Source organism: Amphritea sp. HPY (assembly GCF_050870985.1).
Taxonomy (GTDB): domain Bacteria; phylum Pseudomonadota; class Gammaproteobacteria; order Pseudomonadales; family Balneatricaceae; genus Amphritea.
Window position 1 is genome coordinate 247,151 of sequence record NZ_CP194015.1, and the last position, 13,861, is coordinate 261,011.

The following is a 13,861-nucleotide window of genomic DNA, read 5'->3' on the forward strand; positions in this document are numbered from 1 at the left end:
TCGGGCTGATCTCCAATACTGGTTCAGAACTCCTCAACAATTTTGATCGGACTGATCTCCAATACTGGTTCAGAACTCCTCAACAATTTTGATCGGGCTGATCTCCAATACTGGTTCAGAACTCCTCAACAATTTTGATCGGGCTGATCTCCAGTTGCTGCAGAACGGCCGTAGCGGTATCCAGGCTGTGGTAAATGTTCGGTTTATTATGATCGTCGGTAACCGGAATCTGTTGTCCGTCGCAGGTTTCAACCGCGACCATCCAGCCGTTAGCAAGTTTGCTTGGTTTGAGAATACCTTCCCTGATCGATTGCGTCGCGGCCAGTCCGCGTATCTCTTCGAGTTGCATTTTGTTCTCCTGCCGGTCAGTTCACACTATAAAGTGTAGTCCGCTGACAGCAGGTTTCTGCGAAGGCTTAGAATGGAATGTTAGCTGGGAATACTTGCACAAGGCTGTTAGCGTTTTAGTTGTGACAGCTCCTGCAGCAGCTCGGTCAGTTGCTCAAGCTTTTCCTGCGGGAATTTATCTTTCATCCGCTTATAATGTTGCTCGACTTCGGGGCTAAGCTTTTCAAATAGCTGGCGCGCCTGTGGCGTCATACTGATCAGTACCCGGCGCTGATCCTCTTCAGACTTGCGGCGTTGAATCAGACCCTGCTGTTCCAGGCGTTTAATAATACCGGTCAGGCTTGGGCTAAGAATGCAGCACAGTTCTGCAAGCTGTTTGGATTCGAGCTCCTGGTGCTCATACAATGCACGCAGAACTCGCCACTGCTGTTCGGTCAGCGAATGCTGCTGTAACAGGGGGCGAAAAAAAGCCATTGTCGCTTCGCGAGCCTTGAGTAGCTGAAGGGGTAAGGAATCTTCAAATTTTCGCATTGCTGGCCGTTATCCACATGAATGAAATAAAGTCATAGTAGCTTAAATAAAAAATCAAAACATTGCATCTTGTCAGGGTATATATGGATTTACCCGGGGCTGCAGGCTGAGTAACCTTGATTTATTTCAAATAGTGGCTGCAATATACTGATATTTAAAGCAATCTATTTGCTCGGCCTGTTTTTCAACATTCTGCATTGTCTAGCATAAGGGGAACCCCCGGTGATATCTCACCCTCAGCGCCAACAGATCGCCAATGAAGTTCATGCCCGGCCTTTTCAGCAGCTGGCTTCACCACTGAAAGTGATGCATTTTGCGGTGATGATCAGTGAGCACAAGTCTGGCGCAATTCGCAATTCAATATCCGAACTGTTTCAGGCATGCGGCTGTAATGGAATTGCCCCGGAGCAGAGTTTTAGCTATCAGTCTGCAGGTGAGCTGGCCCTGCGTTGGGAGGCACATACCGAGTTCTATACCCTGACAATATACTATGAAGGTGCACAACAGGACTGGAGCCAGAGTATACCCGGGTTACCCCAAGGCTGGAGCGAAATGGTGCCGGGCGAAATGATTACCGGTGTACAGCTTTTGGTGCGGGCTGCCGAAGGTGAGAGTGATAGCCGGGTACCGCAAGGTATATTCGGTGATAACCAGGTGATTGGTTCCCATGTTATGCGCGGTGCAGCCACTATCTGGACGGACTTCAGGGCTCAGGGGGAGTTTGGTCTGGACCGGATTCTGGTGCAGGATAACCACCTGCACGGCTATCAGTGTGGACGCTTATTACAGCGTTTGTGTGAGATCGATACCTACCGGGCGGTGGCTCTGCTAGGGTTAGAGCCGGCACGTAAAGTGATGCGGCAGATCTCCTCGCTGGACAAAGAGTTGGCGGTGGTAACCAATCAGCTGAGCCAGCTGGAAAAAGGTAAGGAATCTGACACCCTCGATGCCCTGATGAACCTGGCGGCCAGGGGGGAGGAGATATCGGCAGAAACGGCCAATCGTTTCTCAGCCTCTGATGCGTATTATGCAGTCGTCAGAATGCGTATCTCCGAGCTGGAAGAATCACGGGTTGAAGGCCTGCAAACGATGGAGCAGTTTATTGACCGGCGGGTTGATCCGGCGATGCGAACCTGGCGTGCAGCTGCGGCCCGGCTGGAACGATTGTCGCAGAGGATCGCCAGGGCGAGTGACCTGCTGCGCTCCAATATCGACCTGTCGACTGAACAGAAGATTCACGGTCTGCTCAGTTCGATGAATAAACGCACCCGTCGACAGTTAACGTTGCAAGCCAAGCTGGAAACCTTCTCGATCATCGTAGTGACATACTACCTGTTCGATCTGGTGGAGCGGACTATCCGCCATATGACCTCCGGCGAGCCCGAGGAGATAGCAGTCAACTGGCTGTCATACTCATTGCCGGCTATTGTCTTGATCGTCTGGTGGTACGTACGCAAGGTTACTAAAGAATTTAAGACAGATGATTGATAATAATTTCATTCTAGTTGTTTGATTTTTAAACAGTATTCGATGGTTTTGCAGAATAAGTGTGAAACCTTCGTCGATCCGATTTGCATATGCGAAACTTACTGTTATACTGCCGCCTGTCTCGTTCGAGGCGACCTTTAAGGTCACGTTATGGTGGCTCCATTGGTCCTCCCGCAACGATAAACCGTGAACCTGGTCAGGCCCGGAAGGGAGCAGCCACAGCGGTGGATTCGTGTGCCGGGATGTGGCTGGTGGAGTCGCCCCCAATACTTCCAAGTATTTGATTCTGTAGGGATTGTCACTGTCGTACACGCAAGTGGTACAAACAGGTGGTACATTCCAATGTCCAAAGCCCCATCTTACTTACTTCTTTCCAGACACTCTGTTTGGTATTTCCGTATTGTTGTTCCTGATGCTATCCGTACGCTTTTTGCTAAGCGTGAATTGCGCCGTTCGTTACAAACCAAATGCAAGCGTGAAGCCTTGATCCGTAGCCGTGAATTGCTAGGGCAGGTTCAGGCGTTATTCGCAGAAGCTTTCCAAGGTAAACGGTCTTGTCTTGATCGTCTTGGTATCTCAGAAGGGCAATACAATTCAGACTCCAGCTTTTCGCTTGTGCTCTGCGGAATATTTTCTTCTTGAATTGGACATGTAGATACCTCGTTAAAGTAGATTATCTACTCTTAACTAGGTGTCCAGCAACTCGGGGTAAAACCAGTTGATCCAGAGGGGGCGATGGTTTTTCTTAGTGGCTATGTATTTCTATATCTCCTTTCTGGGGAGCATCACGGGCTCTAAGTGAATTATGACGTTCACGTCAATTAGGTCTTTGATCGTATTGCCACCTAAGCTTTATACAACTTTGACTATCAGCAGCTTAGATTGTCTGTTGATACTTTCTATACTGATTAGAACTAATTATCTGAGTAATTCTTTTCAATATGCCAGTAGGAGTCACATATGGGGAAGACATTGGGGCAGCCACTTAGCTATGAAGACGCTGAGCTTCGGCTTTCGGAAGCTAGTGAATATGTGGCAGATGATGAGCTGTATATTATAAATATTCTCTGCTTGCATGATGTGCGGGAAAAGTCTTCAAACTCCAAAGATGAAGATTTAGAAGTGTCTATCAGACAGCTTGAGACAGCCATTGCAATCCACGAGAAAAATATTTTGGCTAGATGACATTTCTATTACAGTAATAGGATTAAGATATGCCTGTCCACTCAATGGAGGCTACTCAATGTTGCCAGCGTATTCATTGAGGTGTCGATATCAAAGGCCAGAGCCACTAGAAGTGGCAGCACGATCCAGGGGATGAACTGGTGCATGGCGTTTCTCCGGGCATAAAAAGCCCTGCATATAGCGAGACTCTTGGTTGGGTTTGGTGTGACTGGGTGTCAGTCGTTTGGATGTGCCATCACATCGTAGATGTTAGGCAGGCTGTCGAGGTAGGCCCATAGTCCACTCCGGGTTGTCTCTCCCATCAGCTCAATGATGTCTTCGTCATCACTGTACACCTCCACTGTGTCGCTTTGAGTATGCATAACGAACAGCTTCGTCGTGGATGGCACAACTAAGATCAGGCAGTCCTGCGCGGCTACCTTAGGTGCAATCTCTGCCCCGTCCCACATAGGCAGCTCTGGTTGCATCATCAGAGACGAAACAGCCTCGTAGCGTGTCGCTTTGTTGCTCCACTCAGCCAGCCGCTGGTCAGTGTATCCGTTGTGTAGTGTATCGTTCATTCCATTCTCCATGCGTCATTTGACTGCAGTGTAGGTTACTCGGTGCGACTCTGTGAAGACTACCTGATAACTAAACTGTCAGACCATTCGTTGTAGTTAAGATATGCTTGTCCACTCAAGTCGCCCCGAGTGATCAGGTATAGCGTTAATGCCCGTATACGAACCTCTTCCTTTACTCAGATTGGGTATTATCATCGATGCATCTGCGGCCAACCGCTATGGCCTCATGTAAAATATTTCATAAAATTTCCTTGTTATTAATCCGCTGTATGGGCTTGTCAATCGGCTAAAGAATACTGTCATTGACATGGGTTCATGATTTAAAAAGGGCCGATAATGAAAAAACTGTTCCCCGCATTCGTCCGCGACTTGGTTATTATGATGAGCGGTATCGTCATCCTTAGCCTTACCCTGTCTGAGTACGATGCGTTTGAGCTGTTGTTCGAATTTACCCGGACGCATGAGGAATGGGAAATGGACGAAATTATTGTCAGCGTCCTGATTTCCCCATTATTCTTGAGCTGGTTTGCCTATCGTCGGTGGCGGGAAACGCTTAGAGCGGTTAAAAAGCGCAAAAATCGCGAGCATGAACTCATTCAGATACAAGACACTCTCTCTCACCGCGCCACGCATGACATTCTCACCGGGCTACCTAACCGCATACTCCTCACTGACCGCTTGCGTCAGGGCATGATGCAGGTCAAGCGAAATAAGCAGCAGCTGGCAGTAATCTATGTCGATCTGGATGATTTTAAGAGTATCAATGACCAATATGGACATGAAGTCGGAGACCAGTTGCTAATTACACTCTCCAGCCTGATGGAGCAGATTTTGCGCGAAGGTGACACCATTGCACGTTTCGGTGGCGACGAATTTATCGGGGTGCTGACGGGCCTTGATAATACGCAATGCTCTATACCCATTCTTAAGCGACTACTTGATGCCATCGCCCAACCAGTACATATCAGCGGCCAGGTGATCCAGGCATCGGCCAGCTTTGGTGTAACCTACTACCCGCAGGAAGAAGTGGTGGATGCCGATCAGCTATTGCGCCAAGTCGATCAGGCTTTGTATCAGGCTAAACTTGAGGGCAAGAATCAATACTGCTTGTTCAACATCGATAAAGATCGTAACGCCAGGGGTGATCACGAAAGGCTGGAGGGCATCCGCGAAGCCCTGATTGCAAAAGAGTTTGTACTCTACTATCAGCCCAAGGTGAACATGCGTACTGGCGAAATTACCGGCGCTGAGGCTTTGATTCGCTGGCAGCACCCGGAAAGAGGCCTCATACCACCAGCTGATTTTCTGCCATTGATTGAGAACCACCCGCTAGCCATTGATATAGGTGAATGGGTTATCACTACAGCGTTGACCCAAATGAAAACCTGGCAGGATGCCGGGCTGGATATTCCGGTAAGCGTAAATGTCAGTGCATTTGAATTGATGCAGGCCGATTTCGTAGAGCGTCTGCAGGCACTATTGAACACTACACCGGATGTTGATCCTGGATGTCTTCTATTGGAAGTGCTGGAGACCAGTGCACTAGAAGATATTGCCTATGTAGAGCAGGTAATTCGTGATTGCCAGGAGATTGGAGTGGAATTTGCGTTGGATGACTTTGGAACCGGTTATTCGTCGCTAACTTACCTCAAGCGGCTATCGGCTGCTCAACTTAAGATTGATCGTAGTTTCGTACGCGACATGCTAGACAGCCCAGATGACTTGGCAATTCTGAAAGGAATTGTGGGTATGGCTACTGCTTTTAATCGTCAGGTAATTGCAGAAGGGGTAGAGACGGTAGAGCACGGTAAACTGTTACTGCTACTTGGCTGTGAATTGGCGCAAGGCTTCGGTATTGGGCGGCCCATGCCTGCCGCTGATATTCAGGCCTGGGTTGACAACTGGCGACCTGATTTAAGCTGGGTTAACCAGCCTGTAGCTGAACACAACGACCTGCCTGCTCTGATGGATGGTATTGAGCATCGCGTCCATTCGCAGCGTTTACATGAAGTTAGCTAGGAAATTTAGCTTCATTGACGAGAAGGGCCCTGGGCCTGAATTCGACCCGATAGATACGACATACGGCCTGTTAGGCATATCTGTTGTGAGTGTATATAAGGGTTAAATTTAACCTCAATAGCAAGTAGTTGCCTGAATGTCGCGTGAGATGGTCCCCTGCAACGATAAACAGAGAACCTGGTCAGGCAAGGAAGGCTAATCCTGCGGCGCTGGCTTCGTGTGCCGGGATGTGGCTGATGGGGTCGTCCACTCACGAATTAACTTTTGTTTTATAAAGTTTTAGTCATTCCTGCACTGCTGTTGCTTACTTACGACACACGTCCCTTTCTTCTGCTTGCATTCAAGGCTCTGGTCATAACGTTTTTTTCTTTCGAATTCGAATCCCATAAGTCAATAAAGTAGCTTTTTTCATGTGCCAAGATCTGAAGATCAGTACAGATCTAAATATCGTCGTGAAACTGGTCGATTCAGATAGCTTTCAATCGATATGGAAGGGCTTCAAGTCAGAGGCTTTGATACTAGTACTGGAATAGGAAAATTTCGATGTCCTCTGTTTTTAATGCACAAGATGAACTGCGTTAAAAATAGTTCAATTGCAACTCTTAAGTTGTCAATATGATTTCTTTTGTTTTACCTGTTGATTTTTATAACTATCTGAAAAATAACGATATTAATTTTAATTGTATAAAATTCGCTCAATCTGAAGGAGTCCCAGATAGTTGGGCTGGTCAGTGCTGTTACTCAGTTTTCTTCCACAGAGTTATCCACTGAAATTGTGGGAAACTGAGTGTCGTTGAAATTAGTTGGATTGGTGCTGTTCATGGAGCTGTTTTTAAGGAGTTGAATCACTCAGTTTTTGACGAGGTGTTTAATGCTGGTGCGCTTGAAAAGAATGCTTGCCCATGCCGAAAATCTGAAAAAAAGTATTTATGTCATATCTGTATAGAAAAGATGGGGGCTCGTATATAACGCGTCCGTCCTTGCGACCCGGAAAAGGGGTGGGGAATTTGCTTGTTTCACCTCTTACTTTGAGCAAGGGATAATTCGATGGGCTTGAAAAAAACGGTACTGAAACTGGTCGTTTTTAAACATGTTTCTGGCTATAGATTTGTATATAAAGGCAGTGTCCAATTGCCGTAATCCCGCGGCCTGCCGGGTCAACAAATCAGAGTAATATGCATGAATAACGATAAACTTGTTTTAGGGGCTGAAGAGTGGTGCAAGTTTCCCGATCTGTCTGTCCCCGCGGTTAAAGCACGTGTTGATTCCGGCGCTAAAACATCCGCACTTCATGCGCTGAATATTAAGACCTTTCAGCGTGATGGCAGTTCCTGGGTGCGCTTTGATGTATGTCCTTTGCAGGAGAACAGAAAGACACTTATACATTGTGAAGCCCCCATTCATGATCGCCGTACCATCAAGAGCTCAAGTGGCTCGGTAGAAAAGCGCTATGTCATTAAAACCAGTATGGCGATCGGAGATCATAGCTGGGATGTCGAACTGACGCTCACAAACCGTGATGCGATGGGTTACCGGATGCTGCTAGGTCGCGAAGCGATGGTTGGCAGGCTGGTTGTTGATCCGGAGAGCGCATTTGCGTTGGGTGATATAAATAACGATGAATTGCGTGAGCTGTATAAACCGAAGAAACATCTGAAGAAGGGGATGAAGATCGGTCTGCTGGCCAGCAACCCGAACTTATACAGTAACCGGCGTATCATGGAAGCTGGTGAAGAGAGAGGCCATGAGATGGTCTTTTTGAATATCAAAAACTGTTACATGAAAATGGATGCTAAAAATCCGGAAGTGCATTTCCGGGGCGGCAATGTGCTGAGCGACCTGGATGCGGTGATACCTCGTATCCGTCCCAGTATGACTTTTTACGGCTGTGCTTTGGCGCGCCAGTTTGAGTCTATGGGGGTATTCTGTCTTAACTCTGCCTCGGCGATACGGCAGTCGCGGGATAAGCTGCATTCATTGCAGTTGTTATTTGAAAGCGACATTGATATCCCGGTAACCGGCTTTGCCAACTCACCACTGGAAACTGATGATCTGATCAATATGGTCGGCGGTGCGCCCTTGATCATCAAGTTGCTTGAGGGAACTCAGGGCAAAGGGGTAGTGCTGGCTGAGACTAAGAAGGCTGCGGAAAGTGTAATCAACGCTTTCAAGAGTTTGCGGGCAGACATCCTGGTACAGGAGTTTATTAAAGAGGCTAACGGTAAGGATATTCGCTGTTTTGTGGTCGATGGTAAGGTTGTGGCATCTATTCAGCGAGAGGCTGAGCCGGGCGAGTTTCGTGCAAATATTCATCAGGGTGGAACCGCCAGCCTGATTATTCCTACTGCAGAAGAAAAGCGGATAGCAATAAAAGCGGCCAAGTGTATGGATTTGAAAGTCGCGGGCGTCGATATCATTAGGTCACTTAAAGGGCCGTTGTTATTAGAAGTGAACTCATCGCCGGGTCTTGAGGGTATTGAAGGAGCGACCGGAAAAGACGTTGCTGGTCTGATGATCGGGGCCATCGAAAAGAAATTGAAATGGCGGCAGGCTGAGTAAAGTTCCTGAGTAAGGCTAAAGAGGCTTGCCTTACTCATTTTTTAGATTTTCTTCGGGAACATATTCAGGGCAGCCGGTTCAATTCGCTCGTGTTTCTTTCCAGTTTGTTATTTGCGATCTTTAGCCACAGCTACAATTGCTAGCTGTAGAGATTTCTGGTTGCCTTTCCGTTTGCCAGCTTGGAAAACGGAGGCTATAAAGCTGCTGAATTGCTTAGTGTGGCCTAAATTTTCTGCTGCGGGTTTTGCAATGAGATATACTCATTTTTTACCCAGCAGCTACCGCTTTCCAGCATCTTAGTGCTGGGGCAGTGTGGTTCCCTCCATTGCTTCATATCGTCCTGATTGACTAATCGATGGTTTTGCACGGTTGCTTTTGCTGCACTCATTGCCTTTTGCATGGCACATCCTCGCCTTGTAGTTTTTATGCGTCTGTTAAACATAGGACAGGTCTTTTTGCTTTGCGTAATCTGAGTATTTCAAAATGGGTATTTATTTGATCTGGCGCAAATTATAAGCGGCCTGCAGAGGTAATGATTTATGTAAACTTTAGCCGGATTCCACTGGCGCTGAGGTGCGGTTACCGTTAGCATTGGTAACTATTAAGTAAAGCCTCTGAATTAAGAAAAAATACCATGAGCTATCAGGTTCTGGCGCGAAAATGGCGCCCCGCACGATTTCAGGAAATGGTTGGCCAGGAGCATGTCCTGAAGGCGTTGGTTAACGCCCTGGACGATGATCGTCTGCACCATGCTTACCTCTTTACCGGAACCCGTGGAGTCGGTAAAACCTCGATAGCCCGTCTGTTTGCTAAGTCCCTGAATTGTGAGACCGGCGTCTCTTCTACTCCCTGTGGTGAGTGTTCCGCATGCCGGGAGATAAGTGAAGGTCGTTTCGTTGATCTGATTGAGGTGGATGCGGCTTCCCGGACCAAGGTTGAAGATACCCGGGAACTGTTGGAAAACGTACAGTATGCACCGACCCACGGTCGCTTTAAGGTTTACCTCATCGATGAGGTGCACATGCTGTCGACGCACTCTTTCAATGCGCTGCTGAAAACCCTCGAAGAGCCACCGCCGCATGTCAAATTCCTGCTGGCGACGACTGATCCACAAAAACTGCCGGTGACAATTCTGTCCCGTTGCCTGCAGTTCAATCTCAAGAATATGATCCCCGAACGGATCGTAGACCATCTTAGCCATGTGCTGGCTGCCGAGAATATAAGCTTCGAAGAGCCTGCGTTGTGGTTGCTGGCGAGATCAGCGGATGGATCGATGCGGGATGCGTTGAGCCTGACCGATCAGGCAATAGCCTTTGGTGCCGGTGAGATTAATGAAGCCGATGTCCGGGCGATGTTGGGTACCATTGACTCACGTCTGGTATACCGATTGGTTGAGTGCCTTTCGCAGCACGATGCCCGCACCTTGCTGAGTGCGGTCGAAGATCTGTCACGCTTTTCGCCGGACTACAATACAGTGTTGGGCGATATGATCAGCCTGCTGCACCGTATTGCGCTGGCTCAGGTGGTCCCCGATGCGATAGATAATGGCATGGGTGATCGCGAACAGGTACTGCAGCTTGCGGGCAGCTTGCGGGCTGAAGATGTACAACTGTTTTATCAGACGGCGTTGGTCGGGCGTAAGGATCTGCCGTTTGTGCCGGATTCTCGCGAAGGTCTGGAAATGGTGTTGTTGCGAATGCTGGCATTCCGTCCGGCTTCGGTAAGTTCTGCGCCATTAACTCCTTTGCCGGAAGCAACAACTGCAACCGTTTCTCATGTTGTAACTCAGGAGCCCGGGGCTAAACCTGATGGGCAGGCTGCGCCTGAATCAAAATCCGGGCCGCAGCTGGAAAGCCAGTTAGCAGGGCAGTCGTTACAGCGGCCTGAAGTCGCGCAAGCAGAAGTACCGCAACCAAAAGTATCGCAAGAAACACAGCTGGAGCCAGAGCCTGAAAGAACACCTGAGGCGTTAGTCGAAGCTGTTGATGAAACTGTAGTCGAGACTGTTATTGGAAATCAGGCAGAACCGGTAGCTGCGGCTATCAGCCCAGCGCTTGATTCGACTGTCAGCCAGGCTGAGGTCGTATCACCGTCGTCGCCAGCCCCGGCGCAGGTTCTATCCGATGATCAATCGCCGCCATGGCAAACCGATACTGCGCCTGTTGCTGGTTCTTCTCAAGTAGTAGAGCCGGTCAGGGCTGTTGAAAATACGGTCTCTGAGAATGGGGTCTCTGATACGTTAGTAACTCAAACTACAGTAACTCAAACTGCGTCACCTCAGACGATAGCATCAGCAAGTCCGCAATCTTCGGTAGCGACTTCTCCGCAGATGATGTCGGAGATGTCTGAGATACAATCGGCGCCGCAGGATTACGATGACTCTTATACTCAGACGGAGTCTTATCCGCAGGAGTATGCCCCGGTAAAAAAGTCTGAAACGACAGACACGCCACCCTGGGAGGTGGCGGATACCGCTGTTGTGCCGGAGTCGCAGACTGTTGTTACTCAATCTGTTGTTCCATCAGTTACTTCTCGGCCGGTAACTGAACAGCCGGTTGAACAGGTCATAGTGGACCTGGGGGCGCAGGCCAAAGTGAGTAATCCTGCTGAAGTACTAAGTACGGACCTGGGGGCTTTAGAAGCCGATCAGTGGGTATTGTTAGTTGATCTGATCGGTATTACCGGTATGACCTACAGTATTGCAGCAAACACATCGCTGGAATCAGTGTCCAATGGCATGCTGCAGTTTCATTATGCGCCGGAGCAGAAAGCACTGATCAGTGAGGTGCACATTGAGCGGATTCGTGATGCCGTAGCGCAATATTTTGATTGTGGGGTTGAGGTGGAGTTTAACCTTGGCTCGTTTAGTCGGGAAACGCCTAGCCAGTACCGTACGCGTAAGCGTGCCGAGCGCCAGGTTGAGGCGATCAGCTCGCTAGAGCAGGATCCCGTAGTACAAACGTTGATCGAGCGCTTTGATGGTCAGCTTGATATCGCATCGGTTGAACCGATCGACTGAAATAATAGTAAAAGAGGTAGGCAATGATGAAAGGTGGTATGGGCAATCTGATGAAACAGGCCCAGAAAATGCAGGAAGATATGCAGAAAGCGCAGGAAGAGATCGCTCGTACGGAAGTGAATGGCGAGTCCGGCGCAGGTCTGGTTAAAATTACTATGAATGGCCGTCACGATGTTAAAAGCGTTGTCATCGATGATAGCCTGATGGAAGAAGATAAAGAGATTCTCGAAGACCTTATTGCCGCGGCGGTAAATGATGCGGTGCGTAAGGTTGAAAGCAGTACTCAGGAGAAAATGGCTAAAGTGACCGGTGGCATGGCTATGCCGCCGGGCTTTAATATGCCGTTCTGAAGCAGGATTAGATAATGTCGTTTAGTCCCCTTATTCAGGAGCTTATCGAATCCTTTCGCTGTCTGCCCGGAGTCGGTCCCAAGACCGCACAACGCATGGCATTTCATCTGCTTGAGCGGGATCGTGAGGGCGCTGTGCGCCTGGCAGGCTCGCTTACGACTGCCAGTGAAAAAGTATCTCATTGTGCCCGCTGCAGAACCTTATCAGAGCATGAGTTGTGTGAGATCTGCAGCGATGAGAGCCGTGATAAGGCCAAACTATGTGTCCTGGAATCACCGGTTGATATGCTGGCGGTAGAGCAAACCGGTGGCTATAACGGTCGCTATTTTGTCCTGATGGGGCACCTTTCGCCGATTGATGGTATCGGCCCGGATGACCTGGGGCTGGACCTTCTGCTGCAGCAGCTGAGTGATGAGCCGGCAGAAGAGTTGATCCTGGCGACGAACCCTACTGTAGAGGGTGAGGCGACCGCACATTATATTGCTGAGCAGGTTAAACCGTTGTCAATTAAGGTTACCCGCATTGCCCATGGCGTACCTGTTGGGGGGGAGCTTGAGTTTGTCGATGGCGGAACCCTGGCCCATGCGCTTGCCGGTAGGCGCGCTCTGAATTGAGGTATAAATGAACGCAGCTCCCTATAGCTGGAACGCGCTCGAGCGGTCAGCTGAACAACCTGTCTGGATTATCGATGATCAGGATCTGGCAAAGTATTGCCAGTACTGGGAAAGCCTGCCCATGGTGGCTCTGGATACGGAGTTTATCCGGGTGGATACCTTTTATCCGATTCCTGGCCTGATTCAGGTGGCTGATGATAAGGCGTGCTATTTTATCGATCCGTTACGGCTGGAAGATTATTCGCCACTTGTTGCGTTGTTTCGCAACGAATCAGTGCTGAAAATTATGCATGCCGGTAATGAGGATCTGGAACTGTTCCTCTATATGCTGGGCGAGCTGCCAAGGCCGATTTTTGATACACAGATTGCGGCCGGTTTTCTGGGTTGGGGTTTCTCCATGGGCTATCAGCGTCTGGTTGAGCATGCGCTCGGTGTTAGTCTGGATAAAGGTGAGACAACCTCAGACTGGCTGCAGCGGCCGTTGACTGTCTCCCAGGAACGCTATGCCGCACTTGATGTGGCATATCTCCCTGCGCTGTGCCAGCAACAGATAGAAGAGCTTGAGCAGCGGGGCATGTATGGTTGGATGCAGGAAGAAACTGAGCAGCTGCTGAAACAGGCTCCTGATGCTGACCCGGATGGTGTAAAATACTATCAGCGTTTCAGTCAGGCCTGGAAATTACCCGTTGAAAAGATTGCCGCGCTTAGAGATCTGACCGCATGGCGGGAGCGGATCTGTCGGCAGAGGGATGTCACACGCAACCGGGTATTGCGTAATCAGACCTTGCTGGATGTGATCAATGCCTGGCCAACGACGGGCCGTGAGCTGTCAAATGTTGAGGGTTTGAAGCCAAGGGTTGCGCGTCAGGATGGCGAGGTTATATTGGGTTTTCTCAAGATAGCTGCGCAGTCAGCACTGGCTAAGCCGCCAGCGCCGATCGTCCGCCCGTTGACCTACAAATGGAATAAACCGCTTAAAGCGCTTAAAGCGATGGCCAGAAAGAAGGCTGAGAAGCTGAATATGGCGCCGGAAATTCTGTTACGGAAAAAAGATCTGGATGCGCTTATAAGGACCGAAGAGGCGGGTGAGTTTTCCCTGCCTCCTTCGTTGTCTGGATGGCGTAAAGAAGTGATCGGTGATGCCTTGCTGGCAGAGTTGAAAGAATTGAAAATTTGAGCCGAGTTGTT

13 protein-coding genes, 1 other RNA gene and 1 pseudogene are annotated in these 13,861 nt (G+C 49.1%); 11 read left to right on the forward strand and 4 right to left on the reverse strand.

Going from position 1 to position 13,861, the window contains the following annotated elements:
• Nucleotides 1–115: 115 nt before the first annotated feature.
• Both ACQUQM_RS01105 and hpaR read right to left on the reverse strand, forming a co-directional pair.
• Nucleotides 116–349 carry a hypothetical protein gene (locus ACQUQM_RS01105; protein ID WP_432472651.1) on the reverse strand — a complete coding sequence of 78 codons (234 nt, stop codon included), beginning with the start codon at nt 347–349 and terminating at the stop codon, nt 116–118.
• 107 nt (nt 350–456) lie between these two features.
• Nucleotides 457–879 carry a homoprotocatechuate degradation operon regulator HpaR gene (hpaR, locus tag ACQUQM_RS01110; protein WP_432472652.1) on the reverse strand — a complete coding sequence of 141 codons (423 nt, stop codon included), beginning with the start codon at nt 877–879 and terminating at the stop codon, nt 457–459.
• A 222-nt stretch (nt 880–1,101) separates the two neighbouring features.
• Between hpaR and ACQUQM_RS01115 the strand changes: the two genes are divergently transcribed.
• The 4 genes from ACQUQM_RS01115 to ACQUQM_RS01130 all read left to right on the forward strand — a co-directional run bounded on the left by ACQUQM_RS01115 (nt 1,102) and on the right by ACQUQM_RS01130 (nt 3,552).
• A complete protein-coding gene (locus ACQUQM_RS01115; RefSeq protein ID WP_432472653.1) occupies nt 1,102–2,367 on the forward strand; it encodes a DUF3422 family protein in 1,266 nt (421 codons plus the stop codon).
• 160 nt (nt 2,368–2,527) lie between these two features.
• Nucleotides 2,528–2,624: signal recognition particle sRNA small type (gene ffs, locus ACQUQM_RS01120), an RNA gene on the forward strand.
• An 85-nt stretch (nt 2,625–2,709) separates the two neighbouring features.
• On the forward strand, nt 2,710–3,009 hold the full coding sequence (locus ACQUQM_RS01125; RefSeq protein WP_432472654.1) for a DUF6538 domain-containing protein: 300 nt from the start codon (nt 2,710–2,712) through the stop codon (nt 3,007–3,009).
• 318 nt (nt 3,010–3,327) lie between these two features.
• Nucleotides 3,328–3,552 (forward strand): hypothetical protein, encoded by a 225-nt coding sequence (locus ACQUQM_RS01130; protein ID WP_432472655.1) that lies wholly within the window; start codon nt 3,328–3,330, stop codon nt 3,550–3,552.
• 215 nt (nt 3,553–3,767) lie between these two features.
• Here the strand turns inward: ACQUQM_RS01130 and ACQUQM_RS01135 are convergent, their stop codons facing one another.
• Nucleotides 3,768–4,112, reverse strand: coding sequence for a hypothetical protein (locus ACQUQM_RS01135; RefSeq protein ID WP_432472656.1), 345 nt, complete (start codon nt 4,110–4,112; stop codon nt 3,768–3,770).
• Between the two features lie 336 nt (nt 4,113–4,448).
• Between ACQUQM_RS01135 and ACQUQM_RS01140 the strand changes: the two genes are divergently transcribed.
• From ACQUQM_RS01140 to rimK, 3 genes and pseudogenes are all read left to right on the forward strand, one after another.
• Nucleotides 4,449–6,131, forward strand: a complete 1,683-nt coding sequence (locus ACQUQM_RS01140) for a putative bifunctional diguanylate cyclase/phosphodiesterase (protein ID WP_432472657.1) — start codon at nt 4,449–4,451, stop codon at nt 6,129–6,131.
• A gap of 1,179 nt (nt 6,132–7,310) precedes the next feature.
• Nucleotides 7,311–7,715, forward strand: a pseudogene (locus ACQUQM_RS01145) (ATP-dependent zinc protease family protein); the annotation flags it as partial.
• A gap of 81 nt (nt 7,716–7,796) precedes the next feature.
• Nucleotides 7,797–8,690, forward strand: a complete 894-nt coding sequence (rimK, locus tag ACQUQM_RS01150) for a 30S ribosomal protein S6--L-glutamate ligase (protein ID WP_432474781.1) — start codon at nt 7,797–7,799, stop codon at nt 8,688–8,690.
• 223 nt (nt 8,691–8,913) lie between these two features.
• Here the strand turns inward: rimK and ACQUQM_RS01155 are convergent, their stop codons facing one another.
• The gene (locus ACQUQM_RS01155) at nt 8,914–9,090 is read right to left on the reverse strand and encodes a hypothetical protein (protein WP_432472658.1); all 177 of its coding nucleotides are present in this window, start codon (nt 9,088–9,090) and stop codon (nt 8,914–8,916) included.
• 234 nt (nt 9,091–9,324) lie between these two features.
• Here ACQUQM_RS01155 and dnaX point away from each other — a divergent pair, with 234 nt between their 5' ends.
• Genes dnaX through rnd form a run of 4 tightly spaced genes read left to right on the forward strand, consistent with a single transcriptional unit; the run spans nt 9,325 to nt 13,850 of the window.
• Nucleotides 9,325–11,709, forward strand: coding sequence for a DNA polymerase III subunit gamma/tau (dnaX, locus tag ACQUQM_RS01160; RefSeq protein ID WP_432472659.1), 2,385 nt, complete (start codon nt 9,325–9,327; stop codon nt 11,707–11,709).
• A gap of 23 nt (nt 11,710–11,732) precedes the next feature.
• Nucleotides 11,733–12,059 carry a YbaB/EbfC family nucleoid-associated protein gene (locus ACQUQM_RS01165; protein ID WP_432472660.1) on the forward strand — a complete coding sequence of 109 codons (327 nt, stop codon included), beginning with the start codon at nt 11,733–11,735 and terminating at the stop codon, nt 12,057–12,059.
• A gap of 14 nt (nt 12,060–12,073) precedes the next feature.
• Complete coding sequence (recR, locus tag ACQUQM_RS01170; RefSeq protein WP_432472661.1) at nt 12,074–12,673, forward strand: recombination mediator RecR; 600 nt, start codon at nt 12,074–12,076, stop codon at nt 12,671–12,673.
• A gap of 7 nt (nt 12,674–12,680) precedes the next feature.
• Nucleotides 12,681–13,850, forward strand: coding sequence for a ribonuclease D (gene rnd, locus ACQUQM_RS01175; RefSeq protein WP_432472662.1), 1,170 nt, complete (start codon nt 12,681–12,683; stop codon nt 13,848–13,850).
• The last annotated feature ends 11 nt before the right edge of the window (nt 13,851–13,861 follow it).

Bases quoted from the DNA above. Each gene is read 5' to 3' on its own strand.
- hpaR (WP_432472652.1), bottom strand. From the start codon at position 879: ATGCGAAAATTTGAAGATTCCTTACCCCTTCAGCTACTCAAGGCTCGC.
- ACQUQM_RS01130 (WP_432472655.1), top strand. From the start codon at position 3,328: ATGGGGAAGACATTGGGGCAGCCACTTAGCTATGAAGACGCTGAGCTT.
- ACQUQM_RS01155 (WP_432472658.1), bottom strand. From the start codon at position 9,090: ATGCAAAAGGCAATGAGTGCAGCAAAAGCAACCGTGCAAAACCATCGA.
- ACQUQM_RS01165 (WP_432472660.1), top strand. From the start codon at position 11,733: ATGATGAAAGGTGGTATGGGCAATCTGATGAAACAGGCCCAGAAAATG.
- rnd (WP_432472662.1), top strand. From the start codon at position 12,681: ATGAACGCAGCTCCCTATAGCTGGAACGCGCTCGAGCGGTCAGCTGAA.
- recR (WP_432472661.1), top strand. From the start codon at position 12,074: ATGTCGTTTAGTCCCCTTATTCAGGAGCTTATCGAATCCTTTCGCTGT.
- rimK (WP_432474781.1), top strand. From the start codon at position 7,797: ATGAAGATCGGTCTGCTGGCCAGCAACCCGAACTTATACAGTAACCGG.
- ACQUQM_RS01125 (WP_432472654.1), top strand. From the start codon at position 2,710: ATGTCCAAAGCCCCATCTTACTTACTTCTTTCCAGACACTCTGTTTGG.
- dnaX (WP_432472659.1), top strand. From the start codon at position 9,325: ATGAGCTATCAGGTTCTGGCGCGAAAATGGCGCCCCGCACGATTTCAG.
- ACQUQM_RS01140 (WP_432472657.1), top strand. From the start codon at position 4,449: ATGAAAAAACTGTTCCCCGCATTCGTCCGCGACTTGGTTATTATGATG.
- ACQUQM_RS01105 (WP_432472651.1), bottom strand. From the start codon at position 349: ATGCAACTCGAAGAGATACGCGGACTGGCCGCGACGCAATCGATCAGG.
- ACQUQM_RS01135 (WP_432472656.1), bottom strand. From the start codon at position 4,112: ATGAACGATACACTACACAACGGATACACTGACCAGCGGCTGGCTGAG.